This is a genomic window from Pseudoalteromonas sp. B160 (genome assembly GCF_037162485.1).
GTDB classification, from domain to species: Bacteria; Pseudomonadota; Gammaproteobacteria; order Enterobacterales; family Alteromonadaceae; genus Pseudoalteromonas; species Pseudoalteromonas rhizosphaerae.
Genome location: NZ_JARLUX010000001.1, coordinates 1,944,509 through 1,960,170, shown reverse-complemented (window position 1 = coordinate 1,960,170; position 15,662 = coordinate 1,944,509). Strand labels below are relative to the sequence as shown.

The window sequence follows — 15,662 nt, the reverse complement described above, 5'->3', positions numbered from 1 at the left end:
ATAGCTTGGTAATCTAACAACAATAGGGACACTTAAAACCAGCCAAAAAGAAGAACAATAATGAAATGGACTCAATTAACGAGCCTCACACTCAGTGTGTGTTTTTTAGTTATAAGTTTTTATAGCACCAGCCAAGAATACCAAATCCAAGCTGCAGATGATTGGGTGAAACAACAGCCACTGATTAAAACGGAAATCCCAGTCAACCAAATCGTCGATGGTACTTATTACCGATTACTTGATACCCAAATAAAAGTATCTGCTCAACATCCTCAGCAGCGCTACACGCGTACTGTGATGCAGGCGGTGAACCAAACTGGCATCGATTACATTAGCCAACTTAATTTAGACTTTGATCCCAGTTATCAAACCCTCACACTCAATAGTCTTGGCCTTATCCGAGATGGGCAATACATAAATAAACTCGCTAGCGCACAATTTAAGGTCTTACAACGAGAAACCGAATTAGCCAATGGAATTTACAACGGCAGCCTAAGTTTAAATATTATTGTTGATGATATGCGCATTAACGACCAGCTCGATTACAGCTTTACGATTACTGGCCGCAACCCTATTTACCAACATTTTAGCGCGTCTCGCACATTAAACTGGTCGGTACCGGTGGCGCAACAATTTATGCGTGTGTTATGGCAAAAACCCACACCACTTTATATCAATACAATTAACGGTGAGGTTGACATAAAAGACACCCCGCTCGCTGTTGGTCATGACTATCAAATCAGCTTACACAATCAAGCAACAATCACATCTTCAAGCCAAACACCATATTGGTATAACCCGTATAAACAGGTTTTTTTCTCTGAATTAAAATCATGGCAGGAAGTTGCTAACTGGGCAGCCCCTTTATATCAATCCGCAATAGAAGTAACAGATCCTGTAACACTCATTGCCGATGAAATAGCCATGCATAATCCACAAGCCTCCGATCGTATCGCCGCTGCATTAAAATTCAGTCAAGACGAGGTTCGTTATTTAGGCTTGGAGATGGGTACTAACTCCCACCAACCAACGTCGGCATCTGAAACTCTGGCACTTCGTTATGGTGATTGTAAAGACAAAACCGTACTGCTAATTTCATTACTTAAAGCAATGGGGATCAAAGCCTATCCTGCATTAGTGAACACTGACGAAGGTAAACGGTTAATTGAACTACCAGCCTCAGCACAAATATTTGATCATGTCATTGTCACGCTTGAGCATGCAGGTCAACGTTATTGGCTAGATCCAACAATAAACTATCAAACCGGAACTTTAGCTCATTTAGCACAACCAAATTATGGTTATGCCTTGATTGTTAAACCTTTTGAGCAACAGCTTACAAAAATGAGTCCCCCTGTAGATGGTATTACAATTAAAACACATGATAACTACACCATAGCTCTTAAACCTGAACAGCCAACAACATTTCAAACTAGTTACATATATAGCCAGTTTGATGCTGTAAATAGACGCAGTTCATTAGCCCGCAATGGACTCGATAAAATAGCGAAAGATTACCTAGAATATTACCAAGGCTATTTTCAAGGCATAGCCATTGATAAGCCGATGACGGTAACTGAGAATACAAATAACGGCGAGCTGTTAAGTGACGAGTTTTACCTTATTAATGATTTTTGGCAACCTGACGACGAAGGACTCAGAGCTGACTTTTATGCCTCAGAGATACAAAATAGCGTTTACGAACCCGATCAAATTAATCGCACAACGCCGCTGTATTTTAAGTACCCAAATAATATTGAAACAACGATTAAAATAAAATTTGAAGAACCAAATTGGCACTTTGATAATAAGCAAAGTGAAATTGATAATGCGTTCTTTAATTTCAAAAAGAATATCCACTTTACGGACAATATATTAACACTCGATTTTTCATTTAGCGCCAAACAAGATCATATTCCAGCTGATCAGATTAAACTGTACCTGAGCGAACGAGACAAGCTAATCGACAATGCGCAGTTTGGCATTGTTAAATATGTAACTGCAGATACCACTAGCAGTTTTGATTTAAACGATAATTGGATCATTGTAGTATTACTTGCTTACCTGCTCGCACTGATATTTTTTATTGTGGCATGGCGTATCGAGTCAGCAAAGCGCCCAACATTTAGTGATGCGCAGTTTTACCCAGTTACTAATGCAAAGTTTATTCTTTATAGTATTTTTACTTTAGGACTTTTTATTAACTACTGGAGTTATCGCAACTGGAAAGCAATTAAAATACAGCAAAATAGTCATATCATGCCGATTGCTCGCGGGATTTTCGCGATATTTTTTTATTACTCTTTATATTTAGAGCTAGTTGCACACAGCCAAACGCAGCACAATAAAAATAAAATCATGCCAAACGTCTTGGCAATTATTGCGTGGTTACTGGTTATTTTGGCAAGTCTCATGACCCGTATTGACGAAGCAACTACTATAGCTATTTGTATCCTGCCATTTTTATGGCTGCCATTAGTTAATTACATTCAACACCTAAACCAATCATCTGACGCACTTGCATACAATTCTAAATGGCGAGTAAGAAATATAGTTATCGCCATAATCTGGGTACCTATTTTATTTTTAAGCTTACTGGAAGAAGTCTATTTATTACCGAGTACCGCTATCGTAAAAGGCGATAAATTGTGGTCATTTCAAATGCAATTCTTAAAACGCCATCAATTAGTACCTATTGATGAAGATGTTTTATATTTTTACAGCGATGCGTGGGTAGATTTTCGTAACGACGGCAATGGTATAAGCGACAACTACATTTTTAGCTATTGGCAAAATGAACAAGGCCAACTTGAATCAAACTTAAAACACTTTAAGGATGTTACTAGCGTCGAAGTCACTTATGGCAGAACACAACTTGATAATACAGTGATTAAAGTTATCGACAAACAAGGCGAGCACTTTTTACTTATAGTTAATAGCGAAGGAAGCAAAGATAAAGAATTGGTAGAACAAATAAATAACCGCATTGCAAGTAATAAGACGCCATAAGCATTAGCAAGCAAAATAATCTAATATCAGCAAGAAATCGGGCTGTGTAATATTAATGCCAACAAAGTGCTTTATTTGTTGTTTTTATCAGCAAATAAAATAAATGAGAATTATTTGCAAATGGGTGTTGACAGATCATAAGATCTAACTGATAATCAATATCAACAAGACGCAAAGCACAACGACTTGTACGGAATAAACTGATTTGTTTCTCGACCCTGAAACACGTGTGGCGCACGTAAACAGCTAAGGTTACCTGTTACTAACCGCAACGCCCCTTGATGTTGGTGACAGGTAACCGCCCTACTATTTTACTTGCTACATTGCTCATATCGGTGACGGTAGATATGAAACTAAAAAAGCCCTTACGGGCTTTTTTTATGTCTGTAATTTAGTGAGCTAACCAGTGGAAAAACAATTACCGGCGGTTTTTACGTGCTCGTGCTCGACGTTGCTTTTTCTCTTCTTCTTTAGCGGCTTTTTTAGCCTCAGCCGCAGCACGAAGCCCTGCAACCATCACTTCTTCTTCTTCACGCATAGCTGGAGTTTCCATAGTGATACGACCAATTATGCCATCGCGTAATTCATTAATTAGAATTTCTGACATTTTATAAGTATCAATTTGGTTACCACCACGAATACAACCACGCTTTTTACCCGCCATTTCAACAAATTCCCAATCATTTTCAGGTAATTCATCAATTTTATAACGCGCTTTTAAAAGTTCAGGATACGCCCGCAATAGATATTCAGCGGTGTAACTAGCGACTTCTTCATATTCAAGTGCGGTATCACGTATCGCACCTGTAGCACCTAAACGGTAGCCTGAGTTTTCATTTTCAACTTTTGGCCACAACATACCCGGTGTGTCGTAAAGCATGATGCCGTCTTCTAGCTTAATACGTTGCTGCGCTTTAGTAACCGCCGGTTCGTTGCCTGTTTTCGCAACAATACGACCCGCTAACACATTAATTAACGTAGATTTACCCACGTTAGGAATACCCATGATCATGGCTTTAATTTGCTTATCAGCACCGACTTTGTGTGGTACTAATTTTTTACACAGTTCATTAATACGATGAACTTCAGCCGCTTTATCATTACCAAACGCAATCGCTTTTACGCCATTTTCTTGCTCAAAGTAATCCTTCCACGTTTGCGTCATTTTAGGATCGGCTAAATCAGCTTTATTCAAAATTTTGATGACCGGCTTACCTTCACGCAACGTCGCCACCATCGGGTTTTCACTACTGTAAGGAATGCGCGCATCAAGCACTTCAATGATCACATCCATTTGTGGCATTATTTCTTTAATTTCATTACGGGCTTTATTCATATGCCCAGGGAACCACTGTATTCCTGCTCTACTCATTTGACTTTATGACCTTTAATTTCAGGCCGTAGCCTATGGGTACTAATGTGGGTACTAATGTGGGTACTAAAAGTAAAAATATGTTTTTATACTTTTGTAATAAAGCTAAGTTTACTACACTAGCCCAACAAAGTGTAAACTCTACCATTTATCATTTAAGTAAATGAAACTAAGCAGCTATCAACAGTAATTCTTTATTATCCTCAAAGATAACACTTTCTAAATCTGGGCGTGCCAATGATAGTTGCAGCAAATTAGATTGATATTCAAGTACAGGACTTGCTTCAACTCTTAAAGACATGAAGCTTTTCAAATCTCTAAACTCACTGCTTTTAATATAGCCCAACATATTCTGCTCTAATGTTAAATTATAAACATCTTGATTTAATGCATGCCAATCAGTTTTAAGTAACTTCAAATCCTCAACAGCCTCATACCTAAAGCCAGATTTATTTTGCACGTTAGATAAGCATAACCCTAAATTCACAACTCGATCTCTAAGTGCAAATATATACCCCATATCCTCTGGAAATTGGCCATTAAAAGCAGCTTTAATTGTTTTTCTTAAAATATCTCTGCTATATATGTACTGTTGTCTTATAGGCAATATTAAAGGTATTAAATGTTCAACATCACCTCTTTTCATAAATTGCTCAGCAGTTGACATTGTAGCCGTGAACTTCGATAAATCCTCAATCATTATTCTCTCATTTGAGTCACTTATGGCACTAAGTACTTTATCAATTTTAACTGAGTTATCTTTTAAAATATCAGTGATAGTATTCAACTTTTTATTCATAATCACAAATCCTGCGACTGAAACGGCTAAGTTAACCCCTGACAAAATTAAGTTTGCACACTGGAGACTTTTCAATGTTTCCAAGCTTTTATTGATTTTCCCAAATCCTTCGCCCATCATCTCACTCAGATTTTCAAGTGATTGGCTTGGGTCATTAGGAAATTTTAGGTGTCTCACTATCTGACCAGCACCTTCGTATCCTCTTGCAATTCTAATTACACCTCCCTCTAAGGTCATTTTACCAGATGTAAGTCCTTCTATAATTTCTGGGCTTTGATCGATAGTTCTGGCCAAATATTCATAACTCATATGCTACTCCTTAATTCATAGCTATATCTTTGGAAATCAAACGCTATTTGTATTTGCCTCATCAAAGCTATACGCAAAAGTAAAGGGTATGTATCCTCCCTCAAAGTTGGCTCAGGCTTTTTGCTAAATATATTTAAAGGGTTGATTCTATTGACCCCAGTTAATACAGTTGAATAGGTATTTTTATATATTTCTTCAATATTTTTATTTTCAATTAGCCATTGGATAGTAGAAAGAGGATTCATGGTTTCAATTGATGGAAGTTTATACTCATATGACTTGTAGGTTATTTCAGGCGCTCCAAAAAGCGAGAAGTTTTCAAGGTTTTCAAGCTTTTCCCGCTTAAACACTGGATGCTCCTCGAGCTTCTCTCAAAAAACTAACTAATAGTTTAGTTTCTAAATCAAAAATGCACTCTTCTTTTGATGCTTCAACACCAAGTATTTGCAAGGCATTTAAAATTATATCTGTATAACCAAAACTACCTCCTTCACAGACGCTTAGAATAGCCTCTGATAATTCTTTAGCTGGTATAGATGAAGTATAGTCACTTAAACTATGAGTAATCATGGATTCAAGCTTTTTGTCTAATCCCAAATTTACAAGTAACGGCAATAAATACCTAAGTTCTATATGAGAAGAGCTTGAAAAAAGTTCGGTGAGGCTCTTATTCTTATTTATTAATAAATCATGACCCACAAAAATACATCCTTATATCAAGACAAGTAACTAAGATAATTATGGCAGGCTGAATAAAAAAGCACTAGCCAAAAAAGATAATAATGAAAAGTTACAAACATAAGTTTGAGCTTAGATTTAACTTTTATTCATCCTTCCTTACCGAATGGATAAAAGTTGACACAACAATCATTGAACTTTCCATTGTTTGCTAGGCAGCAAGTAGTAACGAAAGAAACTGCATTAAAAGCCTATGAAAAAATGAAGCTATCAGGTCGAAGACTTCCTTGGAAGGTGGCTATAGAGCATTTAAACGCCTTATAACGCAAGTACGGCATAGAGCCAGTGCGTGTAGCACTGGCTAAATTAGTTTTAAGAAGGAAACAATATGTCACTTTATAAACAAGAATTTGGTCAAAACTTTGACCTCGGCTTTGCCTTAAAAGATCACCCTTATCTAATAGATAAAAGCTGGCATCACGATCAATGTCCAAGCTTTTATTTCAAAGTAGGTGAACAGTACTACGTGTTATGGGTAGATTATGCTGACGTAGAACAAAGAGAGGAAGATACGCCTAGATATGTAATTATTGAGGCAAATAATGAAGGAACTAACGAAGAGCCAGAGATCTATGCTAGTGATGGGGCAATCACTTTTGAGTGTGAAAATTATGCTGGTTTAAAGCTCTTTTTAGACAGCCTGCTAAGTAAAAACCAAAGCCACTAAAATCAGTTTAACGTTTGAGAATAAACTTTCTCAACCTCTTTAAATACAGATACCTTTTCAAGATTAGACAACGTAGTGAGCTTCATAGTCCTATCTATTGGCCGATGCGGTACAGACTCAACCGGAGAGCTAAGAGTAAGGGGTTTACCAAGCTTAAACAAAACGCATTCTTCGGCACTAGGATTCAATTTACCCGCCTGCTCAATAGTTAAACTACTTCGCACTACTATTTGGCAGTCAATTACTGGCCATACTTTTTTTATAGATTTAGTTCGAGAGTTAATAGCACTCGTAGAGGCAATGGCTAAATACCTAATTTCCTTTAACACATTGAGTTTTGATTTTTTTGTTGCTGAATTGAAAGTAGCTAATGGGGTGTGATACCAAGATGCTAAGCCATTTTCAAAGCGCTCAAAATAACTTTTATCTCGCCCTGCTAGCCCACCTAAAGCGGCTGTAAAAACCAAATCAGGATATAACATCTGCTTCATACCTGCATATGGAATTCGGGCTGCTTCTTGAACATATAAACTCTCTTCTATCTCCTGAGAGTTCTTAACATAGCTATTATTCCCATCCCCCAACTGTTTACGTAAAAATTCAGCAAGCCAATAAGTACCATTTTTTCCATCAGCACTTGGCAGCAATGCAAACGCACCTATACCTATTTCATGAATAGCTTCGTCATAGGGATTGCTTTGTGGGTTAGTCTCTTGTTTGAAGTAGCCTGGATATAAAGCAAATGCACCAAATATGGGTCTGCTCTTGCTTATGCTTTCTGATTGGCTTTCTTTATTTATGTGAATTAACGCATCCCTGTAGCGGTGCATTTGATTTATAGCATCATCAGGCACAAAGTCTGTTGTATCAATATTGTCTTCATCATAGCGGCCTTGCTTCGTTTTAATACGGTACTTGGCATCAAATATCCAAATGAATCGCTTAGAGTGGGGTTTGGATAACGTTACTTCAAGTACAATATCTGGCTCTTGACTAACTAAATATGACTTAATAGGCTTACCCTTTTTAGTAAACCTTGGCTCGTGTGCTAATCTTGCTTTTAGACCATCCTCACGCTCAAATTCAAACGCACCTGCAAAACCGTCTTTTAATTGATACTCTAAAAAATCGTTTAACTGTAAATTAGTTAGCTTTTTTGTTTTATCTTCAAAGCGCAGTTCATTTATTAAAATATTTCGAATCTCTAAAAAGCACCACACTTCGTATATTTCAGCGACAGACTTCATTGATACGCTTGATTGTTCTTCAAACACATCCAAATAGTATTTTAATTCTTGCCACACGCGATACACAGCGCTATAGCCCGTTTTTTGCTGCAAAACTAAAGATTCGCTATTAAGCCCTGTATACGTGCTCACCTCTTTAAAAAAGCTCTGATTTAGTGTTTTTTGTAAAGGTTTTTGCCACTCTTGTAATTCATTTAAAAAGCTATTTGAAAGGCGTTGCTTATCCGGTGCTTTATTTGCTTCTCTTAGTTTATTTTCAAATTTGGCAATACACTTTTTACTATTTGTAATCACCATTTTTATAAAACGGTTTTCAGGTGTATTTACACTAAGCTGCCTTTTTTCAACTTTATACCGCTTAGCGAACTGCTTACTTTTTATATCTTCTTTAACCTTTTCACTTAAACGTTGAGGTAAACGCCCTTTCAACCTATCCGCTTTTGAATATGAAACATATGACTGTAAGCGACTGTGCGGAGCTTGAGTAATAACCTTAAGGCCATCTTCAAACCGTTTGCGTAAATTATTAAAGTTAGCAAGCCACAGCAGAGGAAAGTGACCTCTTTGCTGGCCCTTAGAAGCATTCTGTTCTGTTTTTTCAAGCAAGCTAAAGCGCCATAGTGGAAATTCTTTATCAATCATTTTATACATAGCAGGTAAATCGCTATGCATATCCATTTTTGTTGGCAGCACTTCAAAGGAAATATTACTTTTAAATACCTTTCCACCTGCAATAAACTCAAGCGGCAAACGCATCCAACCAACATCATTTCCCGTATTTAATGTACCTGTTAATCGTGCTGAAGAAGTTAAGCTAGCTCTTTTAAAGCGAAAGCTATCATTAATGTTTTGGCTACGATGGGATAAATAAGCACTTTCAACTTCAGAGCTAAACTCCCATTCAAATTGATATTGTGTATTTTCAAAAAAAATAGGCTCGGCAATACCTATGCTATTAGCGTGATTAGTCGCTTCATATTCTTTTTTATCTACTACTAACGCATCAACATCTAAAGAAGGAGAGAACTTTATAGGATAAATCGATTCTTTGGCGAGTGATTCAAGATCTGAACAAGCGATATTTCGTTTACCAAACGAGGCTTGGTAAACCTGTTTTCGTTTAAAAATATCGTTCGTCCAGATAGATAATTCAAACTGTGATGATTGCAGATATAAAAGCTCTTGCATTCCTTAGCACTCCATCCAGTTTAATTAAGGCCAAAAACTTGTAAAACCAAATGTTGTTAACCTATCTTCCATCCAGTTTATTTTTTCTTTGCTCCGGCAAGCAATATGAATTAATTTATCGCCATCTACATTTTCACGGTACAAATCAGGTCTTGCTTTACCTAAGCCAGGCAATTCATTCCAAAAGCTACCAAATTCACTTTCAAGAATTTCTTCCAATTGTTTCAATATCGATATATCGACAGCTCCAATTGCGGCAAGCTTCTCAGTATCACCTTCAATACGAGGTAAAACCTTACACATTAAAAAGTCATCCCATACCGCTTTTAAGTCAATTTCTTCTTCTGGTTCGCTACTTATAACTGCTAATAGCAGCTCGTTAAGCGCTCTGTATGCAAGCTTAAATGGCGTATGTGCCAATACGTTATTTATAGCATTAATAAATGCGATGCTTTTACAACCATCTATATCGATTTTAGGGAGTTTATCGGCACTAGTCCGTGCATCAGAGTAAATAGGGTAACCCAATGCCTTATTGGTGGTTGTAGGTGCAAAAAAGTTATCGAAATCGTTAGGGAAAAAGTCGCCAAAATCAAAACTTAGCGCTCGGTCTATTACTTTACGTGAAAAGCCATGGGTAGTTTCATCCATATTTACTGTGCCAGCAACTATCAAGTTAAATGGAATACTTAAACCATACTCGCAAATATGTTGCCACGCATCATCATAATTCGCATCCGCAAACCCCAGTTCCTCACGTAACTTTTCAAGATTATCGATTGATTGAATTGTAGTAGCTTTTAATAGTGGATCACACGAGTATTGAAAATCATCTTCATCCCAAGCCCAACGTCTTGTTTCAATGACTGATAAGTAATCCGCAAAGTACTGTTCAACAGGCGCTAAATTCATTTCGTCCAAGCAAAGCCAATATGGTTTTATTGCATCAATGTCTGATACGCCACCTTGAAGGCATAAAAGTTTTTCATTTACTGATAATGAAATACCTTTATCAAGTATTTCACGCCATGCTTTAGCAATAAATTTAAGTACATCCGTTACTACAAACTCAGCACTCCCACTTAAGCGAGACACATATCCCAGTAAATCACTAGGCTCATGCCAGTCAGGTCGTACAGATGTTAAGCAGTAAGTATCAGCTAAGGAGCCTGTTAGCTGCGCCTGCTCTCTAACAAAGCGAGTTTTACCTGTTCCTGATATACCCGCTAAAAGAAGGAAAGGCTTAGGTAGTACGCTTACATTATTTTGCTCTTTCAGAAATTCTGCAAATTTACGGCATGCAGAACTATACATTGAATTACCCGATTTATCTGAAGCCAGCCAGTCAGCATTATTTTTAAGCAAATCAATAGCCTCTAAAACCTCACTTTCTGAACATAAATAAAGTGAAGACTGCTTAAATCCGATAGACTCGATGTATTTATCTGTATAGCTAATTCCTGGGCCTGAATATGATTTTGCGGTGCGCTCAGATAAGTTTTTCCTTATCATCCAATTGTAAAATTTGATTCTAGTATTATGAATATTTTGCCTATTTACTAAAGTACCTTTTGAGTATAAGTCGTCCCAATTTCTTAATGCTTTAGAAATATCATCTGGTGTGAAAAAAGTATTTACTTCAGGTGTCACATATTCACTTGCTGTAAGATAAGAAACTAATTTTGAAATTAACTTTGTTAAAGCCTTCGTTTGACTACGACCTGCTGAAGAAATAGTTTTGAGCTCTTCCGAATCAGCTGATTTATATATTTGTCTATATGACTTTTCTTCGTACTTATTTATTTCATCTTTACGTGTTTGCACTAGCTCCCAAGCATCATGAACTCTATCGAAGTTGCTCAATATAAAATTTAAAAACAACTTTATATTTTCAGGCGAAATACTAAATGCTTCATTCTTAGTATTTGTATAAGTAAATAATAGCGACTCTTCGGCTATTATTTTTTGCTCATCATCGATCTCATTACAATAATTTTGAAATTTCATAGCACATCCGTTTTGATCTTCTTCGCTAATTTTTCGATAACTGGAACTACAACTGAGTTTCCAAACTGCTTATATGCTGGAGTCCGATATTGAGACGCTTCAAACTCCTCAGGAAAGCCTTGAAGCCTAGCGCACTCTCTCAACGTAAGCATCCTAGGGTTTTTATTTTTCTGTGGGATTAAACATTCTTTCCCATCTTTACCATACCGAGCAACAATTGTATTAGAAGGCTTATTTAAATCAGCTGTATGTGCTGTAAAACCAGTGCCACGCTCTATATTTCTTTTAGTCCTATTAATATGACCCTGCCATAGCTTATCTGAAATGGTATAGATTTCATCGACGTTTTCTTCAAGTATAGATTTGAGTGGTAGTGATTCCCCAATAAACTCTGGAAACTCAAAAGGCTTTCCTATATCTTTTCGAATACCTACCATATAGCATCTAACACGCCTTTGAGGCACTAAAGAACTAGAGTCAATAATTTTATATGAAAAGTGATAACCGCTATTTTCAATACTGTCTTTTATAGTTTTAAATGTGCGACCTTCATCATGCCTTTCAAGATTTCTGACATTTTCCAAGAAAACCACTTTTGGACGTTTGCTCTCTATAACTCTTAATACGTCAAAAAATAATGTCCCTTGTACATCGCATAAAAATCCATGTTCCTTCCCAACAGCTGTACGAGCAGAAACCCCTGCGTGTGAAAACGGCTGACACGGGAAGCCGGCAAGTAAGACATCATGTCCAGGTATTGATATCTCTGGAATATTAGTTATATCACCAAATGGCATTTCACCATGGTTTAGTTTATAAGTTTTTTGAGCTGACTTATCATACTCCGAAGAAAATACACATTGCCCTCCAGCAGCTTGAAACCCAAGTCTTACACCTCCAATACCTGCAAATAAATCAATGAATTTAAATGAAGCCTGATTAGAAGGTTTTAACTTCACGTTTTCAAAAACCAGATTGAAGAAACTTTTTGATCTACAAAAACACTGCTTTTTTGAAGTAACAATACAACCTGTTTCTTTATATCTTCAGCGCTAGCCACCTCTGGATTGGAATAAAACTGACTATCTGTCGCGATTGCATGAATCCATTGCTCAATTACTGCTTGAATCTCAGTTCCTTCAGGAACGTGGGGAGTAACTAGAGGTAAAATTAATTCTTCTGCTATTTGAAGCAATTCTAAATTCGTTTTCATTAATTATTACTTTACTGCTAAAATTTGATGGTTAGTTCATGCTTTCATAAATAACTTAACTATGAAGCATCACCCAAATGCATGTTTCTATACTTCGACATCTACAACGTGCATTTCGAACCGGCCCAAAATATATCAAACTTAGGAGGTTTCGCTATCTATCATATTGCTAGATTTGAGCTGTGTTGGACATTTATACATTGCTGTATCATATTACCAACTACTAGTAATTAGGCAAGAATTGACTCAGTTATCCCAACAAAAAGATGACACAATTAACCTCTCTTTGATTGAATTAAATTTGCCCTCAATTTAAGCGCTAAAATTAAGATATTAATTCTCACGCTCACCAATTCTTTCCATTATCCAATCATCAACTTCTGACTCAAGCCAGGCTACAGATTTTGCACCTAGAGAAACTTGCTTTGGAAATGTACCTTTAATCATAAACTCATAAATTGTTGAGCGGCCAAGTGATGTTTTTTCGATTACTTCTTTTAATTTGATTAAACGCATGGATTTCTTCAGTTGGTTATTAGTATATAACTTTACAGAGTATGTAATTTTTAACTGGCTCAGGTCACATACCCAAACCACCTTAAGATCTGAGTTTCAGTTGGAATTAAAAGTGATTTAGGCAAGGCATTGATTGCAAGTAATAGTGGTTCTATTGTTAAAATCAATAACGCAGTATCAATCGCTTTTAAACCAATCCTTAGGACGTTTCACAGCAACTTGATCTCTGCGTTATGACTACTTAACAGTGACTACACTTTTGCAAAGTTACGCCTTGGTATTAACCCCCTGTGAAACGCTGGGCTCTGTATCTTGAGGTGGTTTGGGTATTATTGCGCTATACTGACGCAAATTTTTTTAAATAAACTGTTATGGCTCTTAAATCGACGATTATTAAAGCGCAGTTATCGCTAAGCGATATGGACCGCAACGTATACCAAGACTTTAATTTAACCTTGGCACAACACCCTTCAGAAACCGAGCAACGCTTGATGATCCGCTTGCTTGCCTATGCACTTAATGCCTGTGATGGTTTAGAATTTACTAAGGGTTTATCGGCTGATGATGAACCAGAGCTGTGGCATAAAAGCTATAGCGATGAGATCGAGCTGTGGGTTGAGCTTGGTTTACCTGATGAAAAGCGTGTTAAAAAAGCCTGTAATAAAGCTAAAAAAGTGGTGCTATACACTTATGGTGAAAACAACCAAGCAATTTGGTGGCAAAAGCATCAACCTAAATTGTATGAGTTTAAAAATTTAAGTATTTTTAGTTTAGATTTTGCTACAACTCAAGCGCTGGCAGCGCTGGTTGATCGCAATATATCGCTGACTATTACCATTCAAGATGGTGATGTATGGGTGAGCTCTGATTCAGTTAACATTGAAATAAAACCAGTACAATTAATGTAATTGTAGGTTCAATAGATTAAGAGGGTGTATGACTGTTAAACGCGTTGTGGTATTACACGGATTGTATATGTCTGGCTTTGTAATGCGCCCTTTATGCTCGCAGCTCGAAAAGTCTGGGTTGGATATTCTCAACCTCTCTTACAATACATTGTCTCCCGATCGCGCCGCTATTTTTAAACAGATTGATAATTTTATTAATGATAAAAATACGGCCCTTGTTTGTCATTCAATGGGCGGACTGGTGGCGCGCGCATACCTTGCTGCAAATTCAGAGCAAAGCCAAAACGTAACAAAAGTTATTACTTTAGGCACACCGCATAAAGGCAGCCATATAGCCCGCAGAATGCAGCAAAAAGGCTTTGATGTATTTTTAAAAAACAGTGTGGCATTTTTACTGACCGAAAATGGTGATTGGCCATTTAATGCCAAGCTTTATAGTATTGCTGGCGATTTACCGATCGGCCTCATGCCGCTAATTGCCAAAGGTAGTCAATCAGATGGCACGGTATTAATTGATGAAACCAAACTCAAAGGCATGGCAGAACATAAAGTGTTTCATTTAAGTCACACCAGTATGATCTACTCACGCCAAGTGATGAATTATATTGTTGAGTTGCTGGTTTAATCTTCTGCACTAGCAGCCACTTTATAGGCAACAAATGCGATGATTGCTAAGATCAGTGGTGTTGGCGCTGCGATATAACCAAAGGTATCAAAGTTAGCAAAGCTTGCTCCTGCTAAATGGCCGACTAAGCCAACTACAAATGCAATCAACGCTATACCAATAACAACTAATTCCATTTTACTTTCTTTTTGTGTTTTAGCCTGCATGTTATCTCTCCATCAAATTTATCTGTGTTGATTATGCGCCGACTAAAAACGTTAATTTTGACCTAAATCAAATAACCACTCGCCATGTAATAGCTTGCTATAAAAGCTTGTTTTAGATCATCTTATTGTGCTTTTATTAAGCGATTTGCGGTTATTTTGATTTTTGGGGTGGTTTTTTAAAGATTGGAGCCCATCTCTATTGTACGAACAAATTAATTACTACAGCAGGTTGGCTAATAGGTAAAATCTATTAAGGTTATCGATTTTAACCATTTTACAGATTACTAAAAATGGCTGATACTTGCTTCAGTGTTTAGAAAACATCTTATCAGTTTATTAAGGAGAAGTTATGTCACAGGTAAACGCAATTGGTCTTAACAGCGCGAAAAGTGAAGATATCGTCAAGTCACTCAATACCCTGCTAAGTAGTTATCAAATTCAATATATGAATGCCCGCGGTTTTCATTGGAATATTAAAGGTCGCAACTTTTTTGAACTACACATCAAGTTTGAAGAAATTTATAACCTATTACTTTTAAAAGTAGATGAAGTCGCTGAGCGTATTTTAACGCTTGATGGCGCACCACTGCATGCATTTTCTGATTACTTAGAGATCAGCAAAATTAAAGAAGCAAAAAATATCAGTGATGGTGTCGCAGCAGTCGAAAACTTACTCGCTGGTTACAGCACGCTAATTAAAATGCAGCGCGATATTTTAGAGCAAGCAAGTGATGCACAAGATGAAGGTACGGCTTCATTGATGAGTGATTATATAACTGAGCAAGAGAAGCTAGTGTGGATGCTTAAAGCCTATTTAAATTAATTTTTAGATAACCACAAGTAGGCCAGCTTTTAAAG

At 37.0% G+C, this 15,662-nt stretch carries 15 protein-coding genes; 5 read left to right on the top strand and 10 right to left on the bottom strand.

The window, feature by feature from the left end:
• Window positions 1–60 precede the first annotated feature (60 nt).
• Window positions 61–3,009 (top strand): DUF3857 domain-containing transglutaminase family protein, encoded by a 2,949-nt coding sequence (locus P4S61_RS09095; RefSeq protein WP_182730714.1) that lies wholly within the window; start codon window positions 61–63, stop codon window positions 3,007–3,009.
• Window positions 3,010–3,427: 418 nt separating this feature from the next.
• Here P4S61_RS09095 and ylqF read toward each other — a convergent pair whose 3' ends face one another.
• The 4 genes from ylqF to P4S61_RS09075 all read right to left on the bottom strand — a co-directional run bounded on the left by ylqF (window position 3,428) and on the right by P4S61_RS09075 (window position 6,188).
• The gene (ylqF, locus tag P4S61_RS09090; protein WP_145240293.1) at window positions 3,428–4,381 is read right to left on the bottom strand and encodes a ribosome biogenesis GTPase YlqF; all 954 of its coding nucleotides are present in this window, start codon (window positions 4,379–4,381) and stop codon (window positions 3,428–3,430) included.
• A 169-nt stretch (window positions 4,382–4,550) separates the two neighbouring features.
• Complete coding sequence (locus P4S61_RS09085) at window positions 4,551–5,489, bottom strand: hypothetical protein (RefSeq protein WP_149982238.1); 939 nt, start codon at window positions 5,487–5,489, stop codon at window positions 4,551–4,553.
• Complete coding sequence (locus tag P4S61_RS09080; protein ID WP_337118173.1) at window positions 5,486–5,839, bottom strand: hypothetical protein; 354 nt, start codon at window positions 5,837–5,839, stop codon at window positions 5,486–5,488. The genes P4S61_RS09085 and P4S61_RS09080 overlap by 4 nt, the downstream gene beginning before the upstream one ends.
• The gene (locus tag P4S61_RS09075; RefSeq protein ID WP_337118172.1) at window positions 5,832–6,188 is read right to left on the bottom strand and encodes a hypothetical protein; all 357 of its coding nucleotides are present in this window, start codon (window positions 6,186–6,188) and stop codon (window positions 5,832–5,834) included. Before P4S61_RS09075 ends, P4S61_RS09080 begins: the two co-directional genes overlap by 8 nt.
• 367 nt (window positions 6,189–6,555) lie before the next feature.
• Between P4S61_RS09075 and P4S61_RS09070 the strand changes: the two genes are divergently transcribed.
• Entirely contained in the window at window positions 6,556–6,894 is a 339-nt protein-coding gene (locus P4S61_RS09070; RefSeq protein WP_337118171.1) for a hypothetical protein, read from the top strand.
• Window positions 6,895–6,896: 2 nt separating this feature from the next.
• On the opposite strand, the gene P4S61_RS09065 is transcribed toward P4S61_RS09070, so the two are convergent.
• The 5 genes from P4S61_RS09065 to P4S61_RS09045 all read right to left on the bottom strand — a co-directional run bounded on the left by P4S61_RS09065 (window position 6,897) and on the right by P4S61_RS09045 (window position 13,065).
• Window positions 6,897–9,329 (bottom strand): restriction endonuclease-like protein, encoded by a 2,433-nt coding sequence (locus P4S61_RS09065; RefSeq protein ID WP_337118170.1) that lies wholly within the window; start codon window positions 9,327–9,329, stop codon window positions 6,897–6,899.
• Between the two features lie 24 nt (window positions 9,330–9,353).
• Window positions 9,354–11,336, bottom strand: coding sequence for an McrB family protein (locus tag P4S61_RS09060; RefSeq protein WP_337118169.1), 1,983 nt, complete (start codon window positions 11,334–11,336; stop codon window positions 9,354–9,356).
• Complete coding sequence (dcm, locus tag P4S61_RS09055; RefSeq protein WP_337118168.1) at window positions 11,333–12,295, bottom strand: DNA (cytosine-5-)-methyltransferase; 963 nt, start codon at window positions 12,293–12,295, stop codon at window positions 11,333–11,335. Before dcm ends, P4S61_RS09060 begins: the two co-directional genes overlap by 4 nt.
• The gene (locus P4S61_RS09050) at window positions 12,292–12,549 is read right to left on the bottom strand and encodes a hypothetical protein (RefSeq protein WP_337118167.1); all 258 of its coding nucleotides are present in this window, start codon (window positions 12,547–12,549) and stop codon (window positions 12,292–12,294) included. Before P4S61_RS09050 ends, dcm begins: the two co-directional genes overlap by 4 nt.
• A gap of 333 nt (window positions 12,550–12,882) precedes the next feature.
• Window positions 12,883–13,065 carry an AlpA family transcriptional regulator gene (locus P4S61_RS09045; RefSeq protein ID WP_337118166.1) on the bottom strand — a complete coding sequence of 61 codons (183 nt, stop codon included), beginning with the start codon at window positions 13,063–13,065 and terminating at the stop codon, window positions 12,883–12,885.
• 371 nt (window positions 13,066–13,436) lie between these two features.
• Here P4S61_RS09045 and P4S61_RS09040 point away from each other — a divergent pair, with 371 nt between their 5' ends.
• Both P4S61_RS09040 and P4S61_RS09035 read left to right on the top strand, forming a co-directional pair.
• Window positions 13,437–13,973: a YaeQ family protein gene (locus P4S61_RS09040; RefSeq protein WP_145240254.1), complete on the top strand. Its 537-nt coding sequence runs from the start codon at window positions 13,437–13,439 to the stop codon at window positions 13,971–13,973.
• 28 nt (window positions 13,974–14,001) lie between these two features.
• Window positions 14,002–14,598 carry a PGAP1-like alpha/beta domain-containing protein gene (locus P4S61_RS09035; protein ID WP_337118165.1) on the top strand — a complete coding sequence of 199 codons (597 nt, stop codon included), beginning with the start codon at window positions 14,002–14,004 and terminating at the stop codon, window positions 14,596–14,598.
• On the opposite strand, the gene P4S61_RS09030 is transcribed toward P4S61_RS09035, so the two are convergent.
• Window positions 14,595–14,804, bottom strand: coding sequence for a hypothetical protein (locus P4S61_RS09030; RefSeq protein WP_149982248.1), 210 nt, complete (start codon window positions 14,802–14,804; stop codon window positions 14,595–14,597). The genes P4S61_RS09035 and P4S61_RS09030 overlap by 4 nt on opposite strands.
• A 349-nt stretch (window positions 14,805–15,153) precedes the next feature.
• On the opposite strand from P4S61_RS09030, the gene P4S61_RS09025 reads away from it, so the two are divergent.
• The gene (locus P4S61_RS09025; RefSeq protein WP_145240248.1) at window positions 15,154–15,627 is read left to right on the top strand and encodes a Dps family protein; all 474 of its coding nucleotides are present in this window, start codon (window positions 15,154–15,156) and stop codon (window positions 15,625–15,627) included.
• The last annotated feature ends 35 nt before the right edge of the window (window positions 15,628–15,662 follow it).